Raw genomic sequence first — 12,305 nt, forward strand, 5'->3', positions numbered from 1 at the left:
CGGAGCGTCACGGAGTCCCCGTAGGTGTCCGAAGCTCGATCGCCGGTTACCGGAATGTCATATTCGGCGCGGTACGGTTCCGTCCTGCCAGCGGTAGAGGTCGCGCAGCAGGGAAATCTCGGCGCCGTGATGGATCAGCTCCCTGTTGACGTGCAGGATCCTGTTCTCCATGGGAAACCGCTCGGGACCCACCGTGGGCGGATTCTCCAGGTCAGCGTCCGAGAGCTCGCGGACCCCCGCGTTCCATCTCCCGTATATCTCATCGAGCTGTTTCAGCGCCTCGTCAGCGGTCCCCGCGTAGGCGAATGTCTGGGAGTCGACGTCCTGGCCGCCGAAGTACCATCCGACCCGATAGCCCAGGCAGGAGACGATGATGTGCGCCAGCCGCCAGGCAATCGTGGTCACCGGCGCCGGCACCGGGGCAGGGGACGCGGAGTCCATCGTCCACTCCCCCGAACCTTCCGACATCGGTGCGGCCGACGCGCCACGTGGGCGGATGCTCCAGCAGCCGCGCACCGGCTCCCAGAAGTACTCCTCATCGGTAAGACCGTCCAGCCGCGGCCGCAGGTTTTTGTGCCAGTACCAGTCCAGCTGCTCTGCGAGTCGCTCGCTTCTTGTCATTTCCGCACACTACATACGACGGAGACCTGGCTGCGACCCTCGCGGACGCCGTCGCCGGCCGTGTCAACGCGGCCTACGTCCAGCACCGACAGTTCGAGCGCAGTGTCGCCGAGCTACGGGACATGGGCGTCCAAGTGCTGTACGGCGAAGGCGGATTCGTACCGAACCAGCCCGGCCAGGGCAAACTGAAGGAGTACCCCTGGCACCTCATCCTCGACGCGGCGGAGAGCCTGCACAGCCGCAGCTGACGTCCCGCACGGCACCCCTGGCCGCACCACACAAGAAATGCGCCTGGCGGGCCCTTCTACGCAGCACTCGCGGGTACGGCACACCGCCCCGAGAGCCGCCGTTCCCCCACGGCGCCGGGGCGGTACTGAGCCGCCGTACCGCCCGCTGTTGGCGGGGGCTTGGCCGGATGCTCGGGGCAGCCATCGCCGACGCTGAGCGTACGGTCTGACAAGAAGGGGAACGGTTCGTGATCGAGGCAGAGCTGAAGGCACGCGTCCACGCGGCGGCGGTGATGCGCGACCGCGTGCAGGCCTGCGTGGAGGTGTACCAGGACACCTACTTCGACCGGCGGGATGGCTCGCTGGTGACGGCGGACCAGGAGTTGCGCGTCCGTAGCGTCCACGGCCCCAACAGCACCCGCACCGTCCTCACTTGGAAGGCCGCTGCGGTCAACGAGGCATCCGGTTCCAAACCCGAACACGAGACACTCGTCGGGGACGCCGACGCAGCACACGCCATCCTGCAAGGCCTTGCTACATCTCGCGGATCGCGTTCCAAAAACGCTGCCGCAACTACGCCTTCGAAGCCCGCGGTCGACCGATGCTCGCCATACTCGTACGCGTCCCCTAAATCGACGGCACCTTCCTCGAAATCGAGACCCTCGTAGACGAGGACGACCTGACGGCCGCCCTCGACGACATCTGTGCCGTCCTCGACGAACTGGGCATCACCCCGCACGACGTCACACGAGACACCTACCCAAGCGCCGTCGCAGCCCAACGACACTGACCACCAGCACCCACACGGCGAGCCGCTGACCACGCCGCTCCTCCAGGCCCGGCCCGGCCGACTGCCCCGCCCGGAGCGGCGACCCGAAGGGCATAGGGCGACAGCTCGCAGCGGCCGAGCGCACCGACGACCGAACCAACGGTCGCGGGCGCGGCATCGCGGCCGGCGTTCCTGACTCTCGCCGAACTGTCCGGCATGCTGGAAACCCTCGACACCAGCCTCGCCCAGGCCCACGGCGGCGGGCTCGGCCACCTCGACTTCCTCCAGAATCCTCTGCCAGGACGAGATCACCCGCCGAGAAACCGCCGCCGCCTGCAGCGCGCGAAGTTCGAGCAGCGGGTCACCCTGGAGGAGTTCGACTTCACCGCGGCTCGCAACTGCCCGCCGCACAGGTCCGCGACCTGGGAGCCCTACGCTGGCTCACGCCGGCGAGTCGGTCATTCTCTTCGGCCCTGTCGGCGTCGGCAAGACCCACATCGCCCAGGCCGTCGGCCACCTCGCCGGCCGCCAGGGCGCCCACGTCCGCTTCGCCAAGACCAGCCGCATCCTCGCCGACCTCGCCAGCGGCCAGGCGGACCGCACCTGGGAGAAGCGGATCCGCGAACTCGTCCGCCCGGACGTCCTCATCCTCGACGACTTCGCGATGCGCCACCTGTCCGCGGCCCAGGCCGACGACCTCTACGAATTCGTCGGCGAACGTCAGGGCAGGTCTCTGTTCATCACCAGCAACCGGGCACCAGCAAAGCGCACATGTTCCGGCGAACCCGTGCCTGGTGCTGGCGAAACTTCACGGGTTCGATGGTGTCGAGGAGGCTGCCCAGTCGCCTCGACGTTCGCGCCACGCGGCCCTGAGGGCTTCGAGCTCGGCTCGGGGGAAGTGCTCACCCCACTTGCCGCGGTATGCGCTCTCGCCGTACTCCCTCACGACCTCGTCGAAGCAACGGATCACTGCTCGGGCCACGACGTCGATGTCCTGCTGGGTGGACCAGATCTCGGTCCCCGTGTTGTCGTGGGCACTACCGTTGGTCAGCTCCAGCACGCGGATCCACACGTTGGTGCCTGCACGGTAGAAGATCCATCGGAAGGCGGTGGGCTCGGCCTCGAACTGCGCTCGACATTCGGTCTCGCCGACGATCAGACGTGTTACTGCCGTCAAGAGATCTTCGGGGGCCGTGGTGACATAGGAGGCCGTGAGTTCGGCTTCCGCCTGGTGGTCGCTGACGATGCAGTCGGCCCAACCACGTCCGGACAGGACCCAGACGAGTCGCAGGAGGGCCATCCTCGTTCCCTTCTTTCGGTCGCGGGTTCCCTGCGCTGATTACCGAGGGCCCCTCGCGCCCGTCCGAGTCTGGGGTATGGCGAGACTGCTGACCAGCGGATTCTCTGGCACTGGCTGCCACTCAGAACTGCCACAGCACGGTCAGCCGCCGCTTGCGTCCCTTGGGCAGGGTGGACAGGAAAGCTTCGACGTCGTCCACGTCGACGAGGGTCCAGGCGTTCTCGTCCCGTTCGTCGACCAGGAAGACGGCCAGGTCACGCAGGGTGGCCAGGGCTGTCTCCAAGGTGTGATTGCTGCGAGGGCGGGTGCCCGCGCGGCGGGCTCGGTCCTGGGCCCGCATCCGGGAGGCGTTGAAGGCGACGACTGCTTGCCGCAGCGGTTCGGGGACGGCCTCGATGCGTCGTTGCCGTCGGCCGGCGGCGAGCCGCTCGATGAGCGACGAATTCCCCCAGCCAGGAAGGTGGATCGGCGACACGGACCTCGTCGGCGGAATCGACCGAATAAAGATCACTGCCTGTGAGGTTCACACCGAAACCCGGAGAGACTGTTCGGCACCCGTGAACTACTTCAAGTGACGATTCCCAGATGACGCTGGCGGGGGTGGTCGTTCGCCGCTTGCGCCCGTTGATCCGCTTGCCTGCGTCGAACCCCCCGTGAGGCGAGGGCGGCGGTGGCATCCGCCTTCACCGACTGCGAGTTCATGACCCCCGCGCTCGGCTCCGGACCGCGGCGTTCGTAGGCGCGGACGGCCTCCCGTAACCGTTCGTGCAGCTCGCTCACGAGCCCCGTGTCCCGCCAGCGGGCGAAGAAGGCGTAGACACGCGGCCAGGGCAGGAAATCGGACGGCATCGCCCGCCACTTGATCCCGTTGTCGACGAGGTAAGCGCAGTGCGTCGATCATCCAATGCCACGTAGTTAAGGGCGAGTTGGCAGTGTCAAGGGTGAGGTGAGAAAGAGGAGACCTCTGCTATTCAGGGGATCGACCAAGATCTACCTGAGGAAGCAGAGGCCCTGTGGCTCAGTCTGTCACGGGCGGAACCGACGTGTTCGCGCCTGGTCATATCGGTGAGTTGACGCAGGTCATCCCACTCGAGCTGGTGGATGCAGTGCTGGACGAGACCGGGGCTCGCGAGCGACGACTGCGAAGTCTCCCCTCACGCGTCGGGGTGTACTTCGTACTCGCGCTCGGGTTGTTCGGGCACCTGGGAACCGGCCTGGTGTGGGGCAAACTCGTGGCCGGACTGACCGTCATGGTGCCGCGACCATCGGAGAAGGCACTTCGCGATCTCCGTCGGCGGGTCGGCGTGGCCCCGCTCAAGCAGCTGTTCGACGTGCTGGCCGGCCCGCTGGCCCAGCCGTCCACGCCCGGAGTGCGTTACCGCTGCTGGCGCACGGTCGCCTTCGACGGCTGCGGGAGCCTGAACGTCCCCGACCACGAACGCAACTGGTCCTGGCTCGGCCGAACCCAGCGCCGTCACGGTCCAACGGGCTACCCCCGGCTGATGCTCATGACTCTGTGCGAAACCGGCACCCGCGGCCTGATCGGCGCCGTCTTCGGCCCCGCCAGCAAGGGTGAAACCGACTACGCTCACGACCTGGTCGGCCACCTGACCTCGGACATGCTTGTTCTGGCGGACCGCGCCTTCGACAGCAACAGACTGCTGGTAGACATCGCGGCTCAAGGGGCCCAGTTCCTGATTCGCGCCACCAGCGTCCGACGCCCGCCGGTGCTGGCACTGCTGCCCGACGGCTCCTACCTGACCCGGATCGGTGACCTCTCGTTGCGAGTGATCGAGGCCGAGGTCCGCTCCCGTACCGCCGACGGCGGCGTGTTCGGCGGGACCTACCGCCTGCTGACCACACTCACCGACCACTCCAGCGACCCCGCCGACCACCTGGTGCATCTCTACCACGAGCGTTGGGAGATCGAGATCGCATACCTGGCGCTCCGTCACACTCTGCTCCAGGGGCGAGTCCTGCGTTCGAAGGACCCGGTGGGGCTGACGCAGGAGATGTGGGCACTGCTCACTCTCTATCAAGCCCTGCGCTCTGTCATGGTTACCGCGGTGGAGACGGCATCCGGCTGCGATCCCGACCGAGCCGCTTTCACCGTCGCTTTGGAAGCCGCCCGCGACACGGTCATCAGCTCAGCCGGATCCACTCCCGCCGCTGAGCCGATCATCGGTTGCGACCTGGTGGGACGCATCGGTGCCCGCGTCCTCCAGACGCTGCTTCCCGGCCGTCGGATGCGGCTGTCCACCCGCATCGTGAAATGCGGAACCTCCCGCTACAACAACTGGAATCGCGATGGTCGATCTCGCGGCAGCACGTCGATCACGACCATCGAGATCAGCGTTCGTCCACCGGGCCTCACCGGCACGCATGCCCGACACAGGGCTGACTCCGGCCGCTGGGACAGGGTCTGCCAGATCTTGGCGATGAACTCCAACGAGTCCATGCACGCCCGTGAGATCGCACAACGCCTCGGCCTCACCGTTACGGGACGCATCCTCAGCGGCTTCAACGCGCAACTCTGCTACTGGGCCCGAAACGGACGGCTCATTCGTACGGCACCGAGCACCTACAAGATCACATTCCCTGATGGCTTGACACCGCCAACTCGCCCTTAACTACGTGGCATTGGTCGATCATCTGCCGATGGCAGTAGCCCTCCAGGCGGCCCCCGCGGCCTGCCAGCCAGCCCGGAACCGGCACCAGATCCCGCACCAGGGCCCACTCGGCATGACTCATGTCCGAGCCATACCGGGGCCGACGAACTGCTCGGTCAGCCGCGTTGCGGAACCTATGGGCGAGGCAGTCACACCCACGAGTGGACGAACTGGACTCAGCGACCGCGACCACGCGACACTTCGACAACAGGGCCTCTTGATTCTCGCTGGATTCGACAACCGCGAGCTACCAAGAGGCCCCTCTTCCATGCCCACACACGGGCCAACTCACCGGAACCAGGACGCTGTTCGAACCCCATCGACCACGTGAGCGGATAGAGAACAGCCCGTCCGCTTGTTCTTTAACTTCCGTCGGCAGCTGCTGCGACTAGCTTCACGAGGGGCGCCAGGCTCCGTGGCAGGTCGTTCTCTGACGTGAGTACTGGTTGGTCCTGCCAGGTGTGCTCGGTGCCGGAGTCGATGAAGAGCAGTGAAGTGGCACCCGATTCCCATAGGAACGCCATCCACGTGCGCTCGTCTGATTCCAGTGTGAGACTCACTGCCGTGGCCTTCGGCCGCCCCCGGGGCGAGGTTCCTGGGACGGGGCCGCTTCACGGCAGAGCTGATCCCACAAGAGTGAAGATCGTGTTCATGTGCGGCATGCCAGTCCTTGAGCCACTGAGCGGTCTCTGACATTGCGCCCCCACGTAGCCCTCGAACGGGCCGTCGAACTTGATGGCGATGGGCCCTCGCTTCCGGAACGCGAGCAACGCAACCTCGGTGATGGACGCGCAGAGCTCCAGGACTACGAGCGCGGGGATCGCGCGATTCTGCGGGAGGGCTGCTCCGGACCGCGCTGCACCCCGCAATCAGGAACGCCTTACGGCGGGCGCCCCGGCCGCCCCTGGGCCGGCCCCCATGCCACGGTCCAGGCGGCGGTGATCGAGTGGATCAAGGACGGCACCTTCAATTGGGCGAAGAACGGTCGCTTCACCGTCAACGAAAGCGGTGTAGTGACGCCTTCCCCCTGATGGGCAGCACGAGGCTGCATTCTCGGCCCGGGCGGTGGCATCCCAGGGCCACTGCCCCGGCCCTCGGGTGGCATCAAGACCAGCCGACGTGCTGTGGCCTGCGGGGCGGCGAGCTGCAACAGGAGCCGTTCTCGGGCGATGCAGAGTCTGAGGTTGTGGATGAAGAGGTGCTCGCGGGTGCAGCTGCCATCGTGTCGGTCACGGACTGCTCCCTTCCAGGTGGGTGGCCAAGGCGGAGGCGCACGCCGTCGCCGTCGGCATGGGCGCGCCGAGGAGTGGGGCCGGGGCAGGTTCGGCAGGGCGGCCAGCCGATGCAGGCCGGGCACAGGTCCTCGCCAGGCGCAGTGTTCTTAAGGGGCCGGTCGGCCAACGTAGGCTCATCCACTGGTGGAAAACCCGACTCTGGCTGCGACCTGAGGCTTTGCACGGCAGGCAGGTCAGTGACGACGTAGGCGGCCGCGCCGAGGGTTCCGTCGGGGCCGCGTTTGCGTTCGCGTTCGCGGACCAAGCGTGCTGACGTACCCGAAGATCCCCTTCGCTTTGAACGACAACCGGCTATCGCGGAACAGGCCGTTGGCGATCTGGGTGAACTGATCGGCCGCCATCACCCCGCGCCGGATCCCCATCCCCGAGCGGCTCACCGCCCGGCCCCCGAAACGGGCCACGCCCGGTCTCCGGAACACACCGGGCCCGCCGCAGACCGGCGGTCGGTGGTCCCAGATGCGGAGACCGGGGTGTGGTCCATGAACTCAGCTCACGCGCGGGACCCGACCCGACCACCGACCAGCAGGCCCCGACCACGGTCACGATCCGGCAACGCAGCTGCCCAGCAGTCATGGTCGGCTCTGTGGTTGGCCCCACCACAGACCCGACCACCCCACCCTCAGCCCAGTGCGCAGCAGTTACACAGAGCGGCTGCGCATCCTGAAACGGCCGGCTGCGCAGCGGGGGTGTGCAACCTGCCCTGCATCCTGCGCAGTCAGGCTGCGCAACGCTCCTACGCACAGCCCCTCGCCGGGTCTCCCCTCGCGCGTTGCACAGGCCCGGAGCACACACTGCGCAGCCGCCCGACACTGCGGCGTGACTTGCCTCAGTGCGTCGAGATGCGGGGTGGGCCGTTTCGGCGGCACTGGCCGCCGGCGGCCGTCGGTCCGGGCATCAGGTGCCGAACGTGGCCCTGCCGCCGGTCACAGCCGGGACCTGGTCCGGGCCGCGGTGGGGCCGACCACGGAGCCGACCATGACTTCGTGACCCCATCGTGACCGTGGTCGGGGTCTCGTGGTCGGTGGTCCGGTCGGGCCCGGCGGATGTCCTCGACGTCAGCAACATCCGTTTCTGACCTGGGAGATTGACCATGCCCCCTGGCAAGCAAGCCTCGAGGAGCAAGGCGACCCCACCGATGGCCGCGGGCCTCGCACTCGACGCGATGCGGCGCCGCGTACGCCTCACACACATCGCCGTGTGGACTCTCATCGCGGCCGGCCCCATCGCCCTGGGCGTCGCCGTCACCACCACCCCGGCCACCGTCCAGGCCGCTACCCCCACCGAGCCGTCCACGGTGCGCACCACTACGGTGGCCGCCGACGCGGCCGGCTATGCGCAGCTGTTCGTCCACGCGTGGCTGCGCAGCAGCGTCGCCGACGATGCCGCGAGTGCGCAGGCCCGGCTTGCGCAGTCGATGGCCCCGGACATCGAACTCCCCGACCCCGCAGCGGATGCGCAACCAGGGCCGGAATCGGTCAGTGGGGCGCGCTCGACAACACCCCGTTCCCCACTCAGCCATCCGCACCAGCGCAGAGGAACGACGTAGCCCGCTCCTACCCCATGAAGGCGTCGGCCGACCAGGCGTACTTGCTGCGCAGCGTCCCGGTCGCTGTCACAGGAAGAGACCATCTGAGGCGTCCTCGTGCTCCCGGGCGCGCTCAGCGTCCGGCACCTCCAGCTACGCCAGGAGGGGGGTAGTCGTTCGGTCGACAGAGCCGGTCACTCGGTGGGGGTGTCTGTGACGCAGCTGCGGCCCCCCAGGCGGGAGGCCGCAGCGCGTTGGGTGGTGGATCGTCTACTCGCTCACGTGCTCGTGGCCGTCGTGCAGGCCGCCGCCGCTGCCGGAGTCCCCGTCCGTCGGCGCGGACTCCACCGGCTTGGTGAGTGGTTCGAGGTCGTACGCGTAGTGGCCGACGGCATCGGCGATGACGTCGATGTTGATGTCGAACGCAAGCATGTTGATGTTGTCGATGTCGTCACCGGGGGCGTGGTAGTTCACGTCGTACGCCACACCCGCTTGGCCGCCGAACTTCGCGGCCTGCGCCTCGGTCTTGATGCCCTCCGCGCCGGTGAAGGTGCCGCCGGAGGGGATGCCGACCTCGATGAACGGGCCGTAGTCGGAACGACCGGTGAAGTCGGTGCCCTCGTGCGGGATGTCCTGGGAATCGAGGAAGTCGTTGATGCCCTGCTCCAGCTGGGCCGAGCCCTCGGGGCCCGGGCCGGCGCCGGTGCCGTCCGAGTCATCGCCGTCGTAGACGAAGTAGGCGGCATTCGGCGAGGCGATCATATCGAAATTCAGGTAGAGCTTGATCTGCTTCCTTTGCGCTTCGGTCAGCGAGGCGACGTACGCCTCCGAGCCCACCAGGCCGAACTCCTCGGCCGACCACCAGGCGAACTTCACCTTGTTCTTGACCTTGCCCTGGGACTTGGCCAGCTTCTGCGCGACCTGGAGGATGCCGGCTGAGCCAGATCCGTTGTCGTTGATGCCCGGGCCGTCGGTGACCGAGTCCAGGTGCGCTCCGAGGAAGACGGTGTTGGCCGCGTCGCCGCCGCGGGTCTCCGCAACGACGTTGAAGGTCGTGCGGTTCTCGCGCAGTTCGCGGATGTCGAGGGTGACCTTCACAGGGCCCTTGGCGGCCTCGGCGGCCAGCGTCTCGCCGTCCGCCTGGGTGATGCCGCCGGTGGGGATCTTGCCGAGGGTGGCGTCGCCGATGGTGCCGTTGAGCGTGCCCCCGGTGTTGTTGTAGACCACGGCACCGGCCGCGCCCGCTGCGTGGGCGTTGGCCTGCTTGACGGCGAAGGTGCAGCCGCCGCGCTTGATCAGGGCGATCTTGCCGGTGAAGGCGCCGGGGGCGAAGTCGGTGGGCTCGCAGCCATGGGTGTTGTCGGCGTCCACGGGGGCGACTGCCACGTCCGCGGTCACCCCGCCCTCGGGGCCGCTGGCGGTGTACGTCATCAGCTGGATAGGAACGTCGCGCGGCGTGGGCGAGACCACGGAGAGGGACTCGGCGATCTCGTCGGTGTAGACGAAGTCGAACTCGTGACGGGAGACCTCGTACCCTGCGGCCTTGAGCACCGCCTCGACGTAGGCGGCGGACTGCTCGTGGCCCCTGGAACCGGCCACGCGGGTGCCACCGTTGTGGTCGGCTATCGCCTGAAAGACCTTCAGATGGCGCAAGGCGCCCGTGGCTGTGGACTCTTTGACGAGGTTCCTCGCCAGTGCGTCACCCCGATGGGCCCAGCTCGGGTTGTCGGCACCCGCGGTGGCAGGCCCGGCGACGAGGAGGGGGGTGACCAGTGCGGCGGCGGCCAGGGTGGCGGTCACCGCCGCTCTATGACGTGCGGACATAACGGTCCTCTCACGGCAGGTCAACAGACAGATCGGCAGTTCGGGAGAACACGGTCGAGGCACGTTAACCCTGTGACTGCCCACTGCCAAGAAGCAGTTCAACTTCGACGTCAACTGGAGCATGCGCGGATGCGGGCCACAGGCTCGCCACTCGGAGCCGTGACAGCATTGCCAGTCACCCCACGACGTACACGCGTTGAGGCCATAGAACGCCCGCCTCGGCAACCTCTGATCCAGGACCTGGAGGACGCGTCAGGTCGTGGGCGCGGCCGGGCAGTGCGGGCGAGAGCCGCAGCACTTGGCCGCCGTACGGCCGAATACGGCGGCCAGGAGCGCGGCGTTTGATTTCGTCGACGCGGTCGAGGAGTTCGATTCCGCGTTCCGGACACCCCAGCGGGGTGAACAGCCGCCTGGATCTCGCGGGACGGGGACCGCTGTCATCTGCCGTCTTGGGAAGGCGGGGGTGGAGCCGGGGGAATCTGCACCGGCTCCGGCCCGATGGGAGCTTCCGTGGGGATCCGCCATGCCTGGATGAGCTGACGCAGTCGGCGGGCTGGTGTCTCGCTGGGGACGAACAGGACGACCGCGACCAGGACAAGAGCGCCTGCCGTGAATGCTCCGGTCGTCCAGGCGGGCAGGCCGCCACGAGACATGGCAATCACGAAAGCGGCCACCGCACCCAACATACCTGCGATACGGGCCGCGGTGCTCACCATCGTCGTTCCCCGGAGGCCGGGCGGCGCAGCGTCCACGACAGCCTGGGTGTGCTGAGGAGGACTCGCAGCGTGAAACGAGTGCGGGTGCGACGGGTGGAGAGAGTGCCGAGTTCGGCGTGCCATTCCTCGCGCCACCGGGCGCGCGTCGGGGTGGGAAGTAACAGGGTCAGCATGGACAGCGTGCGGGTGGTGACCGCCGCGGTGGAGGTGGGCTGGAGGACGGCCGAGGAGAGGTCGTACAGTTCACGGCTCACCTCGGTCAGGCCTGCCGTACGAGCCAACGGTGCGATGACGTCGAGGGTTTCACGGGCCACGCGATAGCGCCTGGTCGGGGCGACGAACGCGATGGTGCGCATGTTGTGCAACCGGTCGGCGAGGCGGATGGCCAGCACGGCCTCCTCGCACGTGGGTTGAAGCGCTGCCCGCGTTGCGCTGTCGAAGTTGAGGGCGCTGAGTGGGATCGTGCTGAGCTGGGCGGTGCGGACGCTTGCGATCAGATCGACGATCTCCTGCCCGAAGTGCTCGGCCACACGGCCCGGAGGGCAGGCCGTGTCGTCAATGTCGTGGAGCACGGCGGCGCAGATCACGGCCGGCGGCATGCCGATGTCGGCGACGATGGCGGCAACCGCGAGGCAGTGGGTCAGGAACGGGTCGCCGCTGCGGCGGGTTTGGCCCGCATGCCAGACGTCGGCCTCATCGTGGGCGTGCTGGATGAGCGAGGTGTCGGCGTCCGGGTGATGCGTTCGCACGACGGCCAGGACGCTGTCCAGGGACGGGGTGCCGGGGCGGCGCCTGATCGGTCGGGGCGACAACCGGCGCCGGGCCCTCATGACACTCCCCCATCGGCAGCCGGGCGGGCGGCCCACCCTGGCAGAGGCTGTTTACGGGCGCGGTAGGCGCGGGCGAGAGCGTCCCGCGCGCGTTCGGCACCGTCCTTCGTGATCCGGTAGAAGCGACGGCGCGGACGGCCGGCTTCCTCATGGACGGCCGGGTCTTCCCAGGTGCTGTCCACCCAGCCGACTTGTTCCAGGCGGGCGAGGATCGGATAGATCGTGCCCGACGGCAACCCTGCCACCTCGCACAGCTCAAGGCCGTAGCGCTCCTTGGCGGGGTCTTCCAGCAAAGCCCGCAGCACCAGCTGGGTCTGCAGGGTCATACGCAAACTCCCCATACTCGTACTCTACATAGCCTATATATAGGCTGTCTAGGGATAACGGCATGTCACAAGACACTCCCCCGACGCCCACCCCCAGAAGGCCGCAGGCGCGACCACGCGGCCCGGACCACACCCCCAACAGGCCCCTCTGCATCACCCCATGACGGGCAGCCAGTCCACCCAACCCAGCAGCTCCGCGCCCG

Annotated in this window: 9 protein-coding genes and 3 pseudogenes; 5 read left to right on the plus strand and 7 right to left on the minus strand. The window is 67.7% G+C overall.

What is annotated here, in order from left to right; genetic code table 11:
* Positions 1-57 precede the first annotated feature (57 nt).
* A complete protein-coding gene (locus OHT76_RS00910; RefSeq protein WP_328868765.1) occupies positions 58-621 on the minus strand; it encodes a DinB family protein in 564 nt (187 codons plus the stop codon).
* Positions 622-683: 62 nt separating this feature from the next.
* Here OHT76_RS00910 and OHT76_RS00915 point away from each other — a divergent pair.
* From OHT76_RS00915 to OHT76_RS44060, 3 pseudogenes are all read left to right on the plus strand, one after another.
* Positions 684-869: pseudogene (locus OHT76_RS00915) on the plus strand (hypothetical protein); the annotation flags it as partial.
* A 227-nt stretch (positions 870-1,096) separates the two neighbouring features.
* Positions 1,097-1,638: pseudogene (locus OHT76_RS00920) on the plus strand (class IV adenylate cyclase).
* Positions 1,639-1,833: 195 nt separating this feature from the next.
* A pseudogene (locus tag OHT76_RS44060) lies at positions 1,834-2,380 on the plus strand (ATP-binding protein); the annotation flags it as partial.
* A 45-nt stretch (positions 2,381-2,425) separates the two neighbouring features.
* Here OHT76_RS44060 and OHT76_RS00930 read toward each other — a convergent pair.
* From OHT76_RS00930 to OHT76_RS00940, 3 genes are all read right to left on the minus strand, one after another.
* Positions 2,426-2,917 carry a hypothetical protein gene (locus OHT76_RS00930; RefSeq protein ID WP_328868766.1) on the minus strand — a complete coding sequence of 164 codons (492 nt, stop codon included), beginning with the start codon at positions 2,915-2,917 and terminating at the stop codon, positions 2,426-2,428.
* Positions 2,918-3,038: 121 nt separating this feature from the next.
* Positions 3,039-3,392: a hypothetical protein gene (locus OHT76_RS00935; RefSeq protein WP_328868767.1), complete on the minus strand. Its 354-nt coding sequence runs from the start codon at positions 3,390-3,392 to the stop codon at positions 3,039-3,041.
* A gap of 92 nt (positions 3,393-3,484) precedes the next feature.
* Positions 3,485-3,766: a hypothetical protein gene (locus tag OHT76_RS00940; protein WP_328868768.1), complete on the minus strand. Its 282-nt coding sequence runs from the start codon at positions 3,764-3,766 to the stop codon at positions 3,485-3,487.
* 164 nt (positions 3,767-3,930) lie between these two features.
* Between OHT76_RS00940 and OHT76_RS00945 the strand changes: the two genes are divergently transcribed.
* Together OHT76_RS00945 and OHT76_RS00950 are read left to right on the plus strand one after the other, a co-directional pair.
* On the plus strand, positions 3,931-5,547 hold the full coding sequence (locus OHT76_RS00945; protein ID WP_328876208.1) for an IS4 family transposase: 1,617 nt from the start codon (positions 3,931-3,933) through the stop codon (positions 5,545-5,547).
* 2,424 nt (positions 5,548-7,971) lie between these two features.
* The gene (locus OHT76_RS00950; protein WP_328868769.1) at positions 7,972-8,427 is read left to right on the plus strand and encodes a hypothetical protein; all 456 of its coding nucleotides are present in this window, start codon (positions 7,972-7,974) and stop codon (positions 8,425-8,427) included.
* Positions 8,428-8,676: 249 nt separating this feature from the next.
* Here OHT76_RS00950 and OHT76_RS00955 read toward each other — a convergent pair whose 3' ends face one another.
* The 3 genes from OHT76_RS00955 to OHT76_RS00965 form a co-directional block, all read right to left on the minus strand.
* On the minus strand, positions 8,677-10,230 hold the full coding sequence (locus tag OHT76_RS00955; RefSeq protein ID WP_328868770.1) for a M28 family metallopeptidase: 1,554 nt from the start codon (positions 10,228-10,230) through the stop codon (positions 8,677-8,679).
* Between the two features lie 709 nt (positions 10,231-10,939).
* Complete coding sequence (locus OHT76_RS00960; RefSeq protein WP_328868771.1) at positions 10,940-11,776, minus strand: HD domain-containing protein; 837 nt, start codon at positions 11,774-11,776, stop codon at positions 10,940-10,942.
* Positions 11,773-12,102, minus strand: coding sequence for a PadR family transcriptional regulator (locus tag OHT76_RS00965; RefSeq protein ID WP_328868772.1), 330 nt, complete (start codon positions 12,100-12,102; stop codon positions 11,773-11,775). The genes OHT76_RS00960 and OHT76_RS00965 overlap by 4 nt, the downstream gene beginning before the upstream one ends.
* Between the last annotated feature and the right edge of the window lie 203 nt (positions 12,103-12,305).

The organism is Streptomyces sp. NBC_00287 (assembly GCF_036173105.1).
GTDB lineage: Bacteria > Actinomycetota > Actinomycetes > Streptomycetales > Streptomycetaceae > Streptomyces.